The 17,165-nt window shown below is 46.8% G+C and carries 18 protein-coding genes; 17 read left to right on the plus strand and 1 reads right to left on the minus strand.

Annotated elements, in window-relative coordinates; all coding sequences use genetic code 11:
* On the plus strand, positions 1–995 hold a 995-nt coding region (locus Q0241_RS20030), incomplete at its 5' end, for an efflux RND transporter permease subunit (RefSeq protein WP_299380853.1).
* A 366-nt stretch (positions 996–1,361) separates the two neighbouring features.
* Here the strand turns inward: Q0241_RS20030 and Q0241_RS20035 are convergent.
* Positions 1,362–1,655, minus strand: coding sequence for a hypothetical protein (locus tag Q0241_RS20035; protein WP_299380854.1), 294 nt, complete (start codon positions 1,653–1,655; stop codon positions 1,362–1,364).
* A 250-nt stretch (positions 1,656–1,905) separates the two neighbouring features.
* Between Q0241_RS20035 and Q0241_RS20040 the strand changes: the two genes are divergently transcribed.
* The 16 genes from Q0241_RS20040 to glmM form a co-directional block, all read left to right on the plus strand.
* Positions 1,906–2,658 carry a YebC/PmpR family DNA-binding transcriptional regulator gene (locus Q0241_RS20040; RefSeq protein WP_299380855.1) on the plus strand — a complete coding sequence of 251 codons (753 nt, stop codon included), beginning with the start codon at positions 1,906–1,908 and terminating at the stop codon, positions 2,656–2,658.
* A 29-nt stretch (positions 2,659–2,687) separates the two neighbouring features.
* A complete protein-coding gene (gene ruvC, locus Q0241_RS20045; RefSeq protein WP_299380856.1) occupies positions 2,688–3,275 on the plus strand; it encodes a crossover junction endodeoxyribonuclease RuvC in 588 nt (195 codons plus the stop codon).
* Positions 3,272–3,898, plus strand: a complete 627-nt coding sequence (gene ruvA / locus Q0241_RS20050; RefSeq protein ID WP_299380857.1) for a Holliday junction branch migration protein RuvA — start codon at positions 3,272–3,274, stop codon at positions 3,896–3,898. Before ruvC ends, ruvA begins: the two co-directional genes overlap by 4 nt.
* Complete coding sequence (ruvB, locus tag Q0241_RS20055) at positions 3,895–4,983, plus strand: Holliday junction branch migration DNA helicase RuvB (protein ID WP_299380858.1); 1,089 nt, start codon at positions 3,895–3,897, stop codon at positions 4,981–4,983. Before ruvA ends, ruvB begins: the two co-directional genes overlap by 4 nt.
* Before the next feature lie 12 nt (positions 4,984–4,995).
* The gene (gene ybgC / locus Q0241_RS20060; RefSeq protein ID WP_299380859.1) at positions 4,996–5,442 is read left to right on the plus strand and encodes a tol-pal system-associated acyl-CoA thioesterase; all 447 of its coding nucleotides are present in this window, start codon (positions 4,996–4,998) and stop codon (positions 5,440–5,442) included.
* A 58-nt stretch (positions 5,443–5,500) separates the two neighbouring features.
* Positions 5,501–6,271 carry a protein TolQ gene (gene tolQ, locus Q0241_RS20065; protein ID WP_299380860.1) on the plus strand — a complete coding sequence of 257 codons (771 nt, stop codon included), beginning with the start codon at positions 5,501–5,503 and terminating at the stop codon, positions 6,269–6,271.
* 1 nt (position 6,272) lies between these two features.
* The gene (gene tolR, locus Q0241_RS20070; RefSeq protein WP_299380861.1) at positions 6,273–6,728 is read left to right on the plus strand and encodes a protein TolR; all 456 of its coding nucleotides are present in this window, start codon (positions 6,273–6,275) and stop codon (positions 6,726–6,728) included.
* Between the two features lie 11 nt (positions 6,729–6,739).
* The gene (locus Q0241_RS20075; RefSeq protein ID WP_299380862.1) at positions 6,740–7,699 is read left to right on the plus strand and encodes a hypothetical protein; all 960 of its coding nucleotides are present in this window, start codon (positions 6,740–6,742) and stop codon (positions 7,697–7,699) included.
* Between the two features lie 59 nt (positions 7,700–7,758).
* On the plus strand, positions 7,759–8,076 hold the full coding sequence (locus Q0241_RS20080) for a hypothetical protein (RefSeq protein ID WP_299380863.1): 318 nt from the start codon (positions 7,759–7,761) through the stop codon (positions 8,074–8,076).
* Between the two features lie 17 nt (positions 8,077–8,093).
* Complete coding sequence (tolB, locus tag Q0241_RS20085; protein ID WP_299380870.1) at positions 8,094–9,431, plus strand: Tol-Pal system beta propeller repeat protein TolB; 1,338 nt, start codon at positions 8,094–8,096, stop codon at positions 9,429–9,431.
* Positions 9,432–9,595: 164 nt separating this feature from the next.
* Positions 9,596–10,117: a peptidoglycan-associated lipoprotein Pal gene (gene pal / locus Q0241_RS20090; RefSeq protein ID WP_299380864.1), complete on the plus strand. Its 522-nt coding sequence runs from the start codon at positions 9,596–9,598 to the stop codon at positions 10,115–10,117.
* Positions 10,118–10,283: 166 nt separating this feature from the next.
* Positions 10,284–11,324, plus strand: a complete 1,041-nt coding sequence (gene ybgF, locus Q0241_RS20095) for a tol-pal system protein YbgF (RefSeq protein ID WP_299380865.1) — start codon at positions 10,284–10,286, stop codon at positions 11,322–11,324.
* 22 nt (positions 11,325–11,346) lie between these two features.
* Complete coding sequence (gene tilS / locus Q0241_RS20100; RefSeq protein ID WP_299380866.1) at positions 11,347–12,720, plus strand: tRNA lysidine(34) synthetase TilS; 1,374 nt, start codon at positions 11,347–11,349, stop codon at positions 12,718–12,720.
* 89 nt (positions 12,721–12,809) lie between these two features.
* Positions 12,810–14,750, plus strand: a complete 1,941-nt coding sequence (gene ftsH, locus Q0241_RS20105; RefSeq protein WP_299380867.1) for an ATP-dependent zinc metalloprotease FtsH — start codon at positions 12,810–12,812, stop codon at positions 14,748–14,750.
* Positions 14,751–14,838: 88 nt separating this feature from the next.
* Complete coding sequence (gene folP, locus Q0241_RS20110; protein WP_299380868.1) at positions 14,839–15,912, plus strand: dihydropteroate synthase; 1,074 nt, start codon at positions 14,839–14,841, stop codon at positions 15,910–15,912.
* Between the two features lie 49 nt (positions 15,913–15,961).
* Positions 15,962–17,165 (plus strand): phosphoglucosamine mutase (gene glmM / locus Q0241_RS20115; protein WP_299380869.1); only part of this gene is annotated, 1,204 nt, incomplete at its 3' end.

Consider the following 17,165-nt stretch of genomic DNA (forward strand, 5'->3'; position numbering starts at 1 on the left):
AACTTTTTGCCAATCTTGATCGTACCAAAGCGGAGCGTCTGGGAATCTCAGTCGAAGAGGTTTTTAGGACTATGCAAGTTTACCTTGGTTCTCGTTTTGTAAATGACTTCAACCAGTTCGGGCGAACTTACCAAGTAATTGCTCAGGCAGATAAGGAATTCCGCTCTGAACCCGATGATATTCTTGCTTTGCAAAGCCGTAATCTAGATGGACAAATGATTCCTCTTGGATCTGTGTTAGAGGTTGAAGAAACATTTGGTCCGGAGATAGCCTCGCGTTACAATGCCTATCGTTCGGCTGATATCAACGGGGATGCAGCACCTGGGTATTCATCTGGTCAGGCGCAGGACGCCATTGTCAAAATCTTGGATGAGACACTTCCACCAGGCATTGATTATGAATGGACTGAGCTTACTTATCAGCAAATTTTGGCTGGCAACACAGCGGTCTTTATCTTTCCGCTCTGTTTATTTCTTGTCTTCCTTGTTTTGGCGGCGCAATACGAAAGCCTAACTCTACCTCTGGCAGTGATTTTGATCGTGCCAATGGCAATTCTCTCTGCAATGCTGGGTATTAAATATACAGGAGGGGATAATAATATCTTTACGCAAATTTCACTCTTTGTTTTGGCGGGGCTTGCTTCTAAAAACGCGATTTTGATTGTCGAGTTTGCTCGTGAGTTAGAGCGCGAGGGGAGATCAATTGTTGAGGCTGCTGTTGAAGCATCTAGCCTGCGTCTGCGGCCTATTCTAATGACTTCTATTGCATTTATTATGGGTGTTCTTCCTTTGGTGGTGAGCCAGGGTGCAGGAGCAGAAATGCGTCAGACTATCGGTGTCGCCGTTTTTTATGGAATGATCGGTGTGACGGTCTTTGGACTAATTTTTACACCCGTTTTTTATGTCCTTCTTCGCAAATTGGAAGTTGGTTTAAAGAAAAAACACGATCAGGACGATGCTGTGTTAAAGCCATCAAATATCGACGGAGCAAAGTAATTCGTTAGTTGAAATTCTAAATAATGGGCAACTAGGGGGGGCTATCATTCTTGTCAAACCTTGCAGAGAAGCGGTTACCCAGAAAGCTATTATGGAGTACTTTCTGGGTAGAAAAGTTTGACCTCTTGTTGGAACCATATGTATGTAATACCAGCCAACCTTGTTGATTTGAGTAGAACCTCGATTATGTTTTGGCGATTGGTTCTATGAAAGAGAATCCAACAATCCAATGTGAGGAAGGGCAACGTAGTCCGTGGTGTAATATAGAAAAAGATGATACAATGGGGCTCGTTATTCGTTTAGAAACTGTAAATGTCGGAGGACGCTGATCCCAAACTATTCCATAGGTTGATTAGCGCTCTTGAATTAGGAGTGTTTAGCGATTTTTTTTGATAGAGCTTTAAAACGCTGAACCTCATCAATCATCATATTGGTTTGCTGAAGAGTGTCTTTGGCGATAGACGCTACTTTTGAAGCGGCTTTTAGTGGGCGCTTTGGCAAGGGGCTTGCCGTTTCAAGAAGCGTGTTTAAAGCGTCCAGATTTGAATAAAATGCGTAGTCCTCTGTCAGGTCAGCAGCTTGTTCAGCAAGTTTTGAAAACTCTTTTGCATCAAGTTGATTGTCCTCGGGGAAATCGAGGATGTGAAACTTCTCTGCCATGATGTGTACCCGATCCAGATATCACGTTCTTTAGTTAATGATAGCCTACTCTATGCATTTTAACTTAAACTTTAGTTAATGGTTTTGGTTAAGCTTATCAAGTTTCAAGGGCATAATAGCGGATGATCATTTAGTGTTGGCGTGGCCGAAAAAAGAAAACAATTCTATTAGGGCTTCTTCTGGCCGCGAAATCCTGCTAGAAGGCAATTAAAAATACCGTTTAATAATACAAGAGCTAGGAATTCTGCTCATGGCAGGCCATTCACAATTTAAGAACATTATGCACCGCAAAGGTGCCCAAGATAAAAAACGTGCAAAAATCTTTGCGCGTCACACCCGCGAAATTATGGTTGCAGCCCGTTCTGGATTGCCTGATCCAGAACAAAACTCGACCTTGCGTAATGCCATCATGGCTGCACGTGCTGCGAACATGCCAAAAGATAACATTGATCGCGCTGTCAAACGTGTTGCTGGTGGGGAAGATGTCGCGAACTACGAAGACGTTCGTTACGAGGGTTATGGTCCGGCTGGCGTCGCAGTGATTGTTGATGCGTCGACTGATAACCGTAACAGAACAGCATCGGAAGTTCGGACTGCCTTTTCCAAGCTTGGGGGTAACCTCGGTGAAACAGGCAGTGTCTCTTTCATGTTTGACCGTGTTGGTTCTTTGACCTATCCCGCATCTGTTGCTGATGCTGATGCAATGTTTGAAGCTGCGGTTGAAGCGGGTGCCGATAACGTTGAAAGCACCGACGAAGATCACGAAATCATTTGTGATCCAGGTGATTTTGCGGATGTTCGCGATGCCTTGATTGAGAAATTCGGCCCGCCGACAGAGCTTGGTCTACAGTGGAAGCCGCAAAATACTATCAGCTTGAATGAAGATCAGGCATCAACAATGTTGAAGTTGATTGATACGCTTGATGATAACGACGATGTTCAAAATGTGAGTGCGAATTTTGAAATCGACGATGAAATTATGGCCAAACTTACAGATGGCTAAGTCATAAAAGGAGGCCGGGTCCAGAGATAATGCGGATCATTGGAATCGATCCCGGCCTTCGTTTTACCGGGTGGGGAATTATCGAATCAGAAGGCAGCAGGCTACACCATATTGCAAATGGTGTTGTGAAAACGCTGTCGACGAACGATCTTCCCAAACGCCTTGTGGAAATCCACGACGGCATTCAAGCCGTTCTTGCTGATTATCAACCTGATGAAGCCGCTGTCGAAATAACGCTGGCGAACAAGAACCCAAGTTCAACACTTAAGCTTGGTATGGCGCGTGGTATTGCCCTCATCACTCCGGCGTTGGTTGGTTTGCCTGTGGGTGAATACTTGCCAATGATTGTTAAAAAGTCAGTCGTTGGCACAGGTCACGCAACAAAAGATCAGGTTCAAATGATGGTTGAACGGCTGTTGCCGGGGTGTAAAATTACCTCTTCTGATGCTGCGGATGCCTTGGCGATTGCCATTTGTCATGCCCATAATGCTTCAACGGGTAGAAAATGGGCCCAAGGAACCGAAGATCCAATCAGTGCCGCTTTGAAAAAAGCAGGGATTGAAGACCCAAGAACTTTGAAGAAAACAGGCAAAACCTGGGGGAAGAAGTTTAGATGATCGGCAAGCTGACCGGAAAGGTTGATTCCACAGGGGATGACTGGGTTATGCTCGATGTTGGCGGTGTTGGCTACATTGTTTTTTGTTCCAGTCGTACGCTCTCTGTTCTGCCCGGCGAAGGTGAAGTAACAAGCCTGTTGATCGAAACCCATGTCAGAGAAGACCATATCCACTTGTTTGGGTTTGCGACAGCTGCTGAAAAAGAATGGTATCTCTTGCTTGGAACAGTTCAGGGGGTGGGTGCAAAGGTTGGTCTTGCAATCTTGTCGGCCATATCGCCCGATGAACTATCTGTTGCCATTGCTGCCCAGGATAAAACCACAATAACCCGAGCAAATGGTGTTGGACCCAAGCTAGCAATCCGCATCATGAACGAACTTAAAGACAAAATTGCCAAGCTGTCACTTGGAACGTCAGGCGAGATTGTTGATAGTTCGGCGGCAGAAGGTAAACCTGCATCAACGCCGATGGCGATTTCAGAAGACGCAATTTCTGCCCTGGTCAATTTGGGGTACCGACGTTCAGAGGCGTACAGTGCAGTTGCAAAAATATCCAGCGAGAAAGGGGCTGATACGCCCCTTGAGGAACTTATTCGTGGTGGTCTTGCGGAGTTAATGCGGTGAACGACGATAGATTAGTATCCAATGAATTTTCCGAAGGCGATGGCGCAGAAAATTCTTTGCGTCCCCTGAGCCTCGGTGAATTTATTGGGCAGCGCCAGTTACGCGAAAACCTGCATATTTTTATTGAGGCGGCGAAACAGCGTGGTGATGCGCTGGATCATGTTCTTTTTTTCGGTCCACCAGGTCTTGGAAAAACAACTTTGGCCCAAGTGGTTGCTCGTGAACTCGGCGTTGGCTTTCGGGCGACGTCAGGACCTGTCATTGCCAAGGCTGGGGATCTCGCGGCTATTTTGACGAATTTGCAGCCACACGACGTACTTTTTATTGATGAAATTCATCGCTTGTCGCCTGTGGTTGAAGAGATCCTTTATCCAGCGATGGAAGATTTCAAGCTGGATTTGATTATTGGTGAGGGACCCGCTGCAAGATCAGTACAAATTGACTTGCCGCCCTTTACGTTAATCGGGGCTACGACTCGTTCTGGATTGATTTCTACGCCTCTGCGCGAACGGTTTGGTATTCCGCTCAGGCTTCAATTTTATGAGCCAGAGGAATTACAGCAGATTGTTTCTCGTGGGGCCAAAATTCTTGAAGCGCCGATGAGTGATGATGGGGCCTTTGAAATTGCACGCCGAGCAAGAGGAACGCCAAGGGTATCTGGTCGATTGCTCCGTCGGGTAAGGGACTTTGCTGCGGTTGCGGGCGTTGAGTTGATTGAAGCGGCTGATGCGGATGTGGCCCTCCGCCGTTTGGATGTTGACGAAAAAGGCCTTGATGCCATGGATCGCCGATACTTACGTGTTATCGCAGAGAATTATGGTGGCGGTCCTGTCGGTGCTGAAACTCTCGCAGCTGCTTTGTCTGAACAGCGAGACGTTATCGAAGACGTTATCGAACCGTATTTAATTCAGCAGGGCTTTTTACAGCGAACACCACGTGGACGTTTACTCAGTTCCACAGGGTATAAATACCTTGGTTTGAACGAGCCTGTTGAGATCAAGGCCCGTCGGTCATCACAAATGGATCTTCTATCCGGTGCAGGAGCGTCAGGAGATAGACCAGACGATAATAGTGAAATCGGGTGATCAGGGACAGATATGAAACAAATTTGTGATCTTCCCCTAACTGGGGTGTTTGAAAAAGGCAGTCATTATTATCCCGTTCGTGTTTATTACGAAGATACGGATAATGCCAAAATTGTGTATCACGCCAATTACTTGAAGTTTGCAGAGCGAGCCCGGACAGAGATTTTGAGGCTGCTAGATTTTGAACAGACCGATCTAAGTAAGCGGTTTGGCCTTTTTTTTGCCGTAAAAGATTGCTTTCTTAAGTTCGCACAGCCAGCGTATCTTGACGACTTGTTGGTTGTTAAGTCCAGAATTACCCAGATGAAAGGCGCTAGCTTCTCATTTGAACAGATTATTTATCGGAACGATGTTCTATTAGTCCACTGTGATATCCGTATCGCTTGTGTGGACGAAAAGGGGGGACCCGCAAGGATCCCATCAGAAATAAGTCAAACTTTGAGTAAGTTCGGGGTGTAAGCCCGGGGTATAAGTTTGGGGAATGAGTTTAGGGTGCTAAAAGGAGCTGTCAAAGCCGATGGCAAATGAAGTTGTAGAAACAGTCGAGACAGTCGGTCTTGGTAGCAATGTCGTTGATTCCGTTGCATTGGGTGGGGCATCAGCCGTTCATGATCTCAGTGTGTGGGGATTATTTCTTCAAGCCGATCTGATTGTAAAAATCGTTATTTTTATCCTCATTATTGCCTCTATCTGGTCTTGGGCAATCATGATTGATAAAATTGTCAAACTGCGCAGCTTGCGTCGCCGGGCTGATCAGTTCGATGAAGCATTTTGGTCAGGCGGTTCGTTGGATGATCTTTATGATCGCATCGAAAAACGGCCTTCTGATCCTGTTTCAAGTATTTTTATTTCTGCCATGCGTGAATGGCGCCGAGCGAGTAGTCGTGGCAACGGTAGCCGAAGTGATCACGCCCGTGTCAGTTTGCAACAGCGCATTGATCGTGTGATGGATATCAGCCTGAACCGGGAAATGGATATCTTGGAAAGGGGTATGGTGTTCCTCGCTTCTGTCGGATCTTCTGCACCTTTTATCGGTCTTTTTGGGACGGTATGGGGCATTATGAATGCCTTCACCTCGATCGCAGCGTCAAAGAACACCAGCCTTGCTGTTGTTGCCCCCGGGATTGCAGAAGCTCTGTTTGCAACGGCGCTTGGTCTTGTCGCGGCTATTCCAGCAGTTCTTGCCTATAATAAGCTATCCAGTGATATCGGGCGTTATGGTGCTCGGTTGGAAGTTTTTGCAGGTGAATTCAGTGCGATTCTCTCTCGTCAGTTAGAGGAGCACTAGAATGGCAGCGCCGACACTTGGTGGGGGGGCATCCAAAGGCAGCGGTCGTTGGAAGCGTTCCAGCCGCAAACCTATGAGTGATATCAACGTAACGCCGTTTGTGGATGTTATGCTTGTGCTCCTGATTGTCTTTATGGTGACGGCGCCTCTCTTGACCGTCGGGGTGCCTGTTGATTTACCAAAAGCACAGGCCAAAACCTTGAATGCTTCCGAAGAACCGCTGGTTATTTCTGTAAACGCCACGGGTGAACTTTTTCTGCAAGAAACCAAATTGACAGAAGAACAGCTGGTTCCTCGCTTGAATGCAATCACTGAGAATAAACCAGATACGCGGGTTTATGTGCGGGGCGATAAAGCCATCGATTACGGGCGGGTCATGCAGGTCATGAGTCTTGTTAACAGTGCGGGTTATGACAGGGTCGCTTTGATTGCTGAATTACCCAAAGAAAATAAGTAGTCGCTAAGAATATGCGTACAGGCATTGCTGTTTCTTTATTAATGCATATGGCGTTGTTGGCGTTTGTAATTTTCGGATTACCACGCTTTAACAAGCCCTTTCTTGCTGAGCAGGTCGTGCCTGTCGAGTTTGTTGTGCTTGCCGAGCTTGATTTGGAAAAGCCACCAGCCCCTGAACAGGACATCCCTGAACCCGAGCCGGAAGAGATTCCTGAACCAGAGCCTAAACCGGAACCAGAACCTCAGCCAGAGCCAACACCAGAGCCACAACCTGAGCCCGAGCCAGCTCCAGAACCTGAGCCTCAACCTGAACCGGCTCCAGAACCAGAGCCTGCGCCGGAGCCAATCCCAGAACCAGAACCTGTACCCGAACCAGAACCTTTGAAGGTTGAAGCGCCAGAGCCGGAGCTTATTGAAAATATTGAGCCTGAACCTGAAGAGGTGAAAAAGGCTTTGCCGCCAAAACCGAAGACGCGTCCAAAACCGCCTAAACGTCCGGAACCCAAACCGGAAGTCGTGAAGAAAGAGGAAGAGCCGAAGCCAAAGGTTGATGCGCTTACGTCTATCTTGAAAAATGTGGATAAGCTGAAGTCAGCACCAAAGAAAACCACGACCAAAGGTAAGGCCCCAACAACGCCAACACGACAACGTGCTTCCGCTGCGCAGATCAATGATATTCAACGATCACTTCAACAACAGATGAAACGTTGCTGGCGGGTAGATGCTGGTGCATTACAAGCTGATGAAATGATCGTAGAGATCTCTATGCAAATGCGCCAGGACGGCAGTATTAATAGTGTAAAGATTGTTGATCAAAATAGGTTTAACAAAGATGCTTATTTCAGGACTGCGGCTGAAAATGCTCGGCGTGCTGTGATTAGCTGTGCGCCTTATAAACTTCCAACTAACCTATATAGTGATTGGCAAACAGTTAACTTGAAATTTGATCCGTCTAAGATGTTTGGGCAGTGATTTTAAGGCTTCATCATAGATATACTTTGTCATGGTTGTTTTGTGGGTTTTGTTTGTGTTTGCAGGATTTCGCGGTTGCAGAGCCAATTACTTCTGTTGAAGAAATTGGCGAATGTTGGAAAACAAATTTTAGCCCTAATTCTTCGTTAGATACTATTGTTGAGTTATCGATGAAGTTGTCTCGGGATGGTAATGTTGAAGAGGTTATCGTTGTTGATCGAGAGAGATTCGATCATGATGGTGTCTTTAACGCTGCTTCGAGTGAACTTAGTAAAGCACTTGTTGAGTGCGGACCTTATAAGTTTCCAGTTGATCTTTATCCCGACTGGAAAGTGATTAATATTCGATTTGATCCGTCAAAAATGTTCGGGCAATGAACGGGAGAAGAATAGTGATGTTAATAAAGGCAACGCGCGGATTGCTGATTGCCGCGGTCAGTGTGTTGGGAATTGCGACGGGCATTATTCCTGCTCAGGCTGAAATCAATGTAAATATTACCGAAGGTTTTGTAGAGCCTTTACCCGTTGCCGTTGCAGATTTTAACGGAGGACAGCCGGAAGAGCAATTGATCGGGCGTGATATTGCCGAGGTGATTTCTGCAAACCTTGAGCGGACTGGGCTGTTTAAGCCCATCGACAATAAGGCATTTATTCAAGATCAGAGCTCTCTTCTCGTCGGTGTACGTTTTGGGGATTGGCGTTTGATCAATGCTCAGGCGCTAGTGACTGGCTCTGCCCGTGTTCAGGGTGATGGTAAAGTTCGCGTGGAATTCCGTCTATGGGATGTATATGCGGAAAACATGATGACTGGTTTTTCCTATACATCGACCAGAACGAACTGGAGACGTATCGCCCACCGTATCTCTGATGCTATCTATAAACGTTTAACCGGCGAACAGGGGTATTTTGATACCCGTGTTGTTTATGTTTCAGAAACAGGGCCGCAGAATCGGCGTCAAAGACGTTTGGCAATCATGGATCAGGATGGTTTCAACCATAAATTCCTGACAAATGGCAGATTTGATGTTTTCACACCGCGTTTTTCGCCAACGTCACAAGAGATCACATATTTGTCATTCGAGGGGAATGTTCCGAAGGTAAAGCTGCTTGATCTACAAACAGGCCGCGAAGAAACGCTTGGAAACTTCAAAGGAATGAGTTTCGCACCGCGATTCTCTCCGGATGGAAACTCTGTGGTGATGAGCCTTGCGGATCGTGGGAATACTGAAATTTATTCCATGGACCTTCGGACCAGAAAGTTTTCGCGTCTGACAAATCATCCGGCTATTGATACGTCACCGTCTTATTCCCCTGACGGATCTAAGGTTGTATTCAACTCTGATCGTGGTGGTAGTCAGCAGCTTTATGTAATGGACATTAACGGCGGAAATGTTAAGAGAATCTCTTTTAACAAAGGACGTTACGCGACACCTGTTTGGTCCCCGCGCGGTGATCTTATTGCTTTTACACGTCTTTCCGGTAGAAAGTTTTATATCGGCGTAATGAAGCCTGATGGATCAGGTGAACGTATGCTTGCGGAAGGTTACCATGCAGAGGGACCAACGTGGTCACCGAATGGTCGCGTTCTGTCCTATTACAAACAAGGCAAGTCCGATAGTCGCGGTAAGGTGAAAAGCAAAGTTTATACGGTTGATCTGTCCGGATATAACGAAAGAGAGGTTGTTACGCCTCTTGATGGAGTTGATCCGGCTTGGTCTCCACTATTGCAATAAGCTGTATGCTTGATAAATAACAGTTATATCGTTATAGTCGTGGACGTTTCCCGATTTAATCGGTGTAACTGGGGGTTTATTGAGTTTCTTCGTTGATCTGTTGTTTCAGACAGATCACCTAACAATTTTAGTATTCGGGTATTACTCGAGAGGGCGAAAAAATTATGCGCTTTAAGTTGCTCACAATGTTTGCAGCCGCACTGTTCCTAAGTGCTTGTGCCAGCAATTCTGATAACAATGCAGACGGATCAAACGATGGTTCATCTGCAACAACTGGTACAACTGACCAGTCCTCCTCTGTAAGTTCTTCATCCATTCAGGGGCCACAGCCTGGTTCTCTGGAACACCTCGTTGTAAACGTTGGTGATCGTGTTTTCTTTGGTTATGACCAAAGCGACCTTCAGGGCGAAGGTCAGAAAACTACTGAAGCACTTGCCGTTTGGATGAACAGCTATCCTGCTGTGACGCTGACTGTTGAAGGTCATGCTGATGAGCGTGGAACACGTGAATACAACTTGGCTCTTGGTGAGCGTCGTGCAAACTCTGTACGTGATTACCTTGTTGCTCTTGGTGTAAATCCGAATCGTGTTCAGGTCGTTAGCTTCGGTAAAGAACGTCCAGCTGTTCTCGGTTCTACCGAAGAAGCATGGTCTCAGAACCGTCGTGCAGTCTTCGTTGTAAACTAAGCGCATAGACTGATCTTATTAAAAATCCCGTTTGGTTGATGAAACCAAACGGGATTTTTTTGTTAAATTACTGCTTTTATATGTGTGATATTTGGTGTGCCATATTCTCACCAATATAAGGCTATATATAATCAGGACCTACTATCGTTTAAGGGTGCAAGAAAAAATGTCATTGATGGCTGTTAGTTTGAAAACGTTTCGTTTAGGCGCGGGTGCTGCGTTCGTTGTTATGGCAATGCAAGCGAGTGCTTGGGCGCAAAATTCACAAGTACAGGGATTGGTTAATAAAATTGATCGCCTTCAACGTGAACTGGTGACGCTACAACAACACGTTTATCAGGGTAAAACGCCATCTGCCGAAGAGCTTGCTGCTGTAGGTTCGAATAGTGGCGGTGCTAATGCGGGACGACTAGAGCTTCGTCTTTCCCAAGTTGAAAACCAGATGAGAGGTCTGACCGGGCAATTTGAGGAAGTAAATTTCCGTCTGGATCAGCTTGGTAAAAGGCTGGATAAGCTTGTTGCTGATACGGATTTACGATTGCAGAACTTGGAAAATGGCCGACAAGTAGGGGCTGTGCAACAGGGAACACCTCTTGCTGCAAACAACACAGCTTCACAGGCCCAGCAAACAACGGGACAGCCATCAGCATCCGGGCAACCCGGTGTGTTGGGAACAATCCCCGCAGAAGACTTGAATAATTTTAACACTCAACAACAGGCAGCAACGGCACCAAATACCGCAGTAGATAGTGCGTCACCACAAAGCTTGATCCAAGGCGGACTACGCTCTGACGAAGTGGCAAGCTATACGCTTCCCGGTGATACACCAAAAGAACAGTATGACTATTCCTTTGGTCTGCTTCGTCAAGCCCGCTATGATGAGGCTGAACAGGCTTTCTCTAAGTTTGTTGAAAATCATCCAGAAGATTCTCTTGCAGGCAACGCGACCTATTGGTTGGGCGAAACCTATTATGTCCGCGGTGATTACCAGCAAGCCGCTATTACCTTTGCAGATTCTTTCCAGCGCTATCCCAATTCTTCTAAAGCACCAGATAATCTTTTGAAGCTTGGTCTTTCGCTTTCTTCGCTTGGTAATACATCAGATGCTTGTGGTACTTTTGGGGAGCTTTTGAACCGTTATCCCAATGCAAGTGCGATTGTTAAACAACGTGCAGGTCAGGAATCTCAACGCTTGAACTGCCCTTAAGCTTCGATGCAAAGAGTTTCCAGTGAGTGATCTTCCGACGGAAAAGGTGCTGCAATCAAGGCCCGATTCCAAATCACTGCCAATCAGAGAGGAAGAGTTTGCACAGCTGATGTCTGTGATTGCTCTTCCTCGAAATCCTTTTCGGATCGGGGTTGCTGTATCTGGTGGTGCGGACAGTATGGCACTTTGTCTATTGCTCAGGAATTGGGTGAAAGCTAAAGGTGGCGAACTTCTTGCGGTGACTGTCGATCACCGTCTGCGCCCCGAATCTGGCATTGAGGCAGATTGGGTGCATGCACGCCTTGCGGCTGAAGGAATTGAGCATGATATTCTTACACGTTCTCTTGCGACGGATAGTGAAGAAAAGGGGAGCTCGCAGGTTCGAGCGCGCAAAGCGCGGCATGATTTGATTTCCAAATGGTGTAGAGAGAAAGAAATTTTCTTTCTGGCCTTGGGACATCATTTAGATGATCAGGTTGAAACGTTCCTTATGCGCCTTGTCAGGCAAAGTAAATCTGATGGCTTGGCTGGTATCTCTATGCAACGGCAAGACGGCGCAATGACGCTTATCCGTCCTTTACTTGGTTTTCCAAAACAGCGTTTGCTTGAAACCTTAAGGCATCATGGCTGGGGGTGGATTGAAGAACCCAGTAATCAGCGGGCAGATTATTTAAGAAACCGTATTCGACAACAACTTCCTTTGTTAGAGCGACAGGGAGTAAGAAAAAACAGTTTAGAGCGGATCACCCGTAGTCTGGGGCGAATTCGTCGATCTCTGCAAAAAAGAACAGATGCTTTTATTGATCAAAGAGTACGTCTGAATCCAATCGGATACGCTGAAATTGATTTTAGCGAATCGGAGGAAATTCAAACGGAAATATTCCAAAGAGCTCTACAACGCACTCTTTTGACCGTTGGGGGAGGAGATTATTCTCCTAAAACCATAAAGCTTGATCGTTTGATTCAATCCTTGATGAGTTCAGATTCGGTTAAGCTGACGCTTGCTGGCTGTGAAATTATCAAAAAAGATGATGTTATCTTTATTGTTCGAGAGAACAGGTTGGTGCCAAAGTTGTTGTTAACCCCTGGACAGGAATGTCTTTGGGACAACAGGTTCTTTGTGCAGGTTAATGACGAAATGAAAAATGATAACCTAATGTTGCAAACATTGGGGGAAAGAGGGTGGCAGGACCTGTGCGCGTTACATCCGGCAGTAAAAAGTGTCAGTGTTTCCCGGTTTGTCCGATATAGCCTGCCAGCTGTTTATCATGGGGATAAAATCATAACCGTTCCCCATTTGGAGTACCTGAATCCGGACTGGATCGATGAAATTCAGATGAAAATGCGATTCGAACCAAAAAATATGCTGATTCAGTTGCCCTTTACGGTTGCTTAGGAGCGTAAGCGCATTATCTTCTAGGAAGAAGTGATTCATTTCGCTGGACCTGTTTGGGTGCAGCACAGATTTTTTGGAAGGTCGTTACCTTGAATTTCAGCCGTAATGCAGCCCTATGGATTGTAGTGGCCCTGCTTTTGTTTGCCCTGTTCAATTTGTTTCAGGGGCCGTCGTCTCAGAGCGGGCAACAACAGGTAGCTTATTCTGAGTTCCTAACCCAGGTCGAATCTGGGCAAGTTACCTCTGTTACTATTCAGGGGCGTGAAATCAAAGGTGTTTCCAGTGATGGACGTCAGTTCTCTAGCTATGCGCCTGATGATCCCAAGCTCGTTGAAACGCTGCGTGATGCTGGCGTGATCGTAAAAGCAATACCAAAGGAAGAGGGATCTACACTGATACAGATTCTGATTTCATGGTTCCCTATGATCCTGTTGATTGGTGTGTGGATTTTCCTTTTCCGCCAAATGCAGGGAAATAGCGGTAAGGCTATGGGCTTTGGTAAATCCAAGGCTAAGCTGCTGACGGAAAAGCAAGGGCGCGTCACCTTTGATGATGTAGCAGGGATTGATGAAGCCAAAGAAGAACTTCAGGAGATTGTTGAATTCCTGAAAGATCCTCAAAAATTCCAGCGGTTGGGCGGAAAAATTCCAAAAGGTTGTTTGCTTGTTGGTCCTCCGGGTACAGGTAAGACGTTGTTGGCGCGGGCGATTGCCGGTGAAGCAAATGTGCCTTTCTTTACTATTTCCGGTTCTGACTTTGTCGAAATGTTTGTTGGTGTTGGTGCTAGCCGTGTCCGCGATATGTTTGAACAGGGTAAAAAGAATGCGCCGTGTATTCTGTTTATTGACGAGATCGACGCTGTCGGTCGTCACCGTGGCGCTGGTATGGGCGGCGGTAATGATGAACGCGAACAGACACTCAACCAGCTTCTCGTCGAGATGGATGGTTTTGAATCAAACGAAGGCGTGATCATTATTGCGGCAACGAACCGTCCTGATGTTCTTGATGCTGCGCTATTGCGTCCGGGACGTTTTGACAGACAGGTTACTGTAACAAACCCAGATATTCTTGGGCGTGAGAAAATTCTCAAGGTTCACCTGCGTAAAGTTCCTTTGGCGCCTGATGTTGATGCGCGTGTTGTTGCGCGGGGAACACCTGGTTTCTCAGGTGCTGCTTTGGCTAACCTTGTTAACGAAGCTGCATTACTTGCGGCCCGTTCAGGTAAGCGTGTTGTTACGATGTCTGACTTTGAAGATGCAAAAGACAAAGTAATGATGGGTGCTGAGCGTCGTTCAATGGTCATGACGGATGAAGAGCGGGAAATGACTGCCTATCATGAAGCCGGACATGCTCTTGTCGGTATTCATGTTAAGGGCAATGATCCTCTTCATAAGGTGACAATTATTCCGCGTGGTCAGTCACTGGGTGTGACCATGAACCTGCCAGAGCGAGATCGCCTTGGTTATAAGGTCATGGAAATGAAGGCGCGCCTTGCGATGATGTTTGGTGGTCGCGAAGCTGAACAACTTATCTATGGCGCAGACAACGTTACGACCGGTGCTGGCAATGATATTCAGCAGGCGACAAACATGGCTCGTTCCATGGTGATGGTTTACGGCATGAGCGAAAAGCTGGGTCGCCTGCGTTATGTTTCTCGCCAGGATGATCCATTTAGCTATGGCGGCGGCGGTGATAACGGTATGGGTGTTTCCAGTGAAACTCAGAAAATGATTGATGACGAAGTTCGAAGCATTATCGAAACGGCTGAAATGCAGGCTCGTGATGTTTTGACAAAACACCGTGATCAACTGGAACTTATCACCAAAGCACTTTTGGAATACGAATCTCTATCTGGTGAAGATGTTAAACAGCTTCTGAAAGACGGCAAGATTGATCGTAGTGATGATAGTAATTCTGATCATGGCTCTGATGTACCTCGTACTTCAGTTCCAAAGAGTGGAAAAGTTCATCGCGATGACGAAGAAGATGACAAGGGTGGTGCAACACCAGAACCTCAGCCTGAAAGCTGATCGTTTTTCTGTCATGTTGATTTAATAAAACCAAGGCCTCGCATTCTGTGGGGCCTTGGTGTTTTACACAGATATCCACAGGTATCTCATGTCACATAAACTCTATATTCGCCCGGTTGGAATATCTTCCACCCAAAGCTCTGTTGGCAAGGCATTACCCTTTATGGGGAATGGCAACAGCTTTGCTGCTGCGGAAGTGACGATAAGAACTTCTTCCGGAGAAATTCGCGAGCGTCATGTTCTGCCCACTTCGGAGATTTTACCGTGGTTAACGGATAATAACCATACGGATTTAACTTCTACGGCATCTGATCTCTTGGCGACTTTGGGGAAACCAAGGTCTTCTTTTGCGGGTCTGGATATGTCTAGGCCCCATGTTATGGCTGTTATTAACGTCACGCCCGACTCCTTTTCTGATGGCGGGGATCGTTATTCTGCTGGTACAGCCGTTGGTGATGGTTTGCGGATGATTGACAAGGGGGCGACAATTCTTGATATCGGTGGGGAATCAACGCGACCAGGTGCCGATCCCGTTTCGTTGGACGAAGAGTTGAGGCGGGTTATTCCTGTTGTCGAAAAACTCGCCGAAGCTGGCGCCTTGGTTTCAATCGATACCAGACATGCAAAGGTGATGACGGAGGCCGTGCAGGCTGGTGCCGCTATTATCAATGATGTCACGGCCTTGGAAGGTGATGCGGAAAGCCTGGAAGCTGCCGCAAACGCAAAAGTACCTGTTATTCTGATGCATATGCAGGGGACCCCTGAAACGATGCAGGCAAATCCGCTCTATCAGGATGCTGCTCTGGATATTTATGACTATTTACAATTACGTGTTCAGTCTTGTTTGGATGCTGGTATTTCAAAAGATATGATTGCAGTTGATCCAGGTATTGGCTTTGGGAAAACTGTGGATCATAATCTTAGATTATTGGATACTTTATCTCTTTTGCATGGCATCGGATGCCCGGTCTTACTTGGCGTTAGCCGCAAGAGTTTCATAGGCAAGCTGTCACAAGGCGAAGAACCAAAAGATCGTGTGGCGGGATCCCTTGCCTGTGCTTTGGCAGGGTTGGATCGTGGTGTTCAGATGTACCGGGTTCATGATGTGGCAGAGACAAGCCAAGCCTTTGCAATTGGACAGGCTATAAGACAGGCTGTGTAAAAGCATATTTAAAAAATATTAGTGTTGGTGTTGGAGTTATAAAAAAGAGATGAGCCGTAAATACTTTGGAACAGATGGTATTCGTGGAAAAGCGAATGAAGAGCCTGTAACAGCTGAAATTGCACTGGCTGTTGCCAAAGCTGCCGGAGCACATTTCCAACGCGGTAATCATCGCCATACAGTCGTGATCGGCAAAGATACACGTTTGTCCGGCTACCTTCTGGAGCCAGCATTAACAGCGGGTTTTGTTTCCGTTGGTATGGATGTTGTTCTTCTGGGACCTGTACCAACACCTGCTGTTGGGATGCTGACCCGCTCTATGCGGGCGGATATGGGTGTCATGATTTCGGCATCCCATAATCCCTTTGAAGACAACGGGATTAAATTGTTCGGCCCAGATGGTTTTAAACTGTCCGATGATGTTGAAGCTAAAATTGAAGCCCGTCTACAGGACAACAAGTCAATTCCCCTCGCGTCGAGTACGAAGCTGGGGCGTGCACGGCGTCTGGATGATGCATCGGGGCGATATATTGAGTTTGTGAAAAATACCTTCCCCAAAGATTTGCGCCTGGATGGTATGAAAGTTGTTATCGACTGCGCCAATGGTGCTGCATACAAGGTTGCGCCAACGGTTCTTTATGAGCTGGGTGCTGACGTTATTCCCGTGGCGGTGACACCGGATGGTTTTAATATCAACAGGGATTGTGGTGCGACGGCGACTACTTTGATGCAGGAAGCAGTAGTCGCGCACGGTGCGGATATTGGCATTGCCCTTGATGGAGACGCCGATCGTTTGATTTTGGCTGATGAGCACGGTCAAATTGTTGATGGCGATCAAGTGATGGCAATCATTGCTAAGACCCTTCACGCACGTGAGCTTCTCAAGGGGGGCGGCGTTGTTGCAACGGTTATGTCCAACATGGGGCTGGAAACATATCTGAATGACCTTGGGTTAGAGCTTATTCGTACCCCCGTCGGAGATCGCTATGTGGTTCAGACCATGCGTGAGCAGGGGTACAATCTTGGGGGTGAGCAATCCGGTCATATGGTGATCAGCGATCACACAACGACCGGAGATGGCTTGATTGCAGCCCTACAGGTTTTAGCTGCGGTTATCAGGGCTGATCGTCCAGCAAGTGAAGTCGTTCGTGGGTTTACCCCGTTACCGCAGTTACTGAAGAATGTTCGCATTACGAGCGGCGTGCCGGTGGATGATGTGTTAGGTATGGGCAAGGTACAAGATGCCATAAAAG

Source organism: uncultured Kiloniella sp. (assembly GCF_937128705.1).
Classification (GTDB): domain Bacteria; phylum Pseudomonadota; class Alphaproteobacteria; order Kiloniellales; family Kiloniellaceae; genus Kiloniella.

What these genes read in the sequence shown, in the direction of transcription:
- Q0241_RS20035 (WP_299380854.1), bottom strand. Translation starts at nt 1,655, where the DNA reads ATGGCAGAGAAGTTTCACATCCTCGATTTCCCCGAGGACAATCAACTT.
- Q0241_RS20040 (WP_299380855.1), top strand. Translation starts at nt 1,906, where the DNA reads ATGGCAGGCCATTCACAATTTAAGAACATTATGCACCGCAAAGGTGCC.
- ruvC (WP_299380856.1), top strand. Translation starts at nt 2,688, where the DNA reads ATGCGGATCATTGGAATCGATCCCGGCCTTCGTTTTACCGGGTGGGGA.
- ruvA (WP_299380857.1), top strand. Translation starts at nt 3,272, where the DNA reads ATGATCGGCAAGCTGACCGGAAAGGTTGATTCCACAGGGGATGACTGG.
- ybgC (WP_299380859.1), top strand. Translation starts at nt 4,996, where the DNA reads ATGAAACAAATTTGTGATCTTCCCCTAACTGGGGTGTTTGAAAAAGGC.
- tolQ (WP_299380860.1), top strand. Translation starts at nt 5,501, where the DNA reads ATGGCAAATGAAGTTGTAGAAACAGTCGAGACAGTCGGTCTTGGTAGC.
- tolR (WP_299380861.1), top strand. Translation starts at nt 6,273, where the DNA reads ATGGCAGCGCCGACACTTGGTGGGGGGGCATCCAAAGGCAGCGGTCGT.
- Q0241_RS20075 (WP_299380862.1), top strand. Translation starts at nt 6,740, where the DNA reads ATGCGTACAGGCATTGCTGTTTCTTTATTAATGCATATGGCGTTGTTG.
- tolB (WP_299380870.1), top strand. Translation starts at nt 8,094, where the DNA reads ATGTTAATAAAGGCAACGCGCGGATTGCTGATTGCCGCGGTCAGTGTG.
- pal (WP_299380864.1), top strand. Translation starts at nt 9,596, where the DNA reads ATGCGCTTTAAGTTGCTCACAATGTTTGCAGCCGCACTGTTCCTAAGT.
- ybgF (WP_299380865.1), top strand. Translation starts at nt 10,284, where the DNA reads ATGTCATTGATGGCTGTTAGTTTGAAAACGTTTCGTTTAGGCGCGGGT.
- folP (WP_299380868.1), top strand. Translation starts at nt 14,839, where the DNA reads ATGTCACATAAACTCTATATTCGCCCGGTTGGAATATCTTCCACCCAA.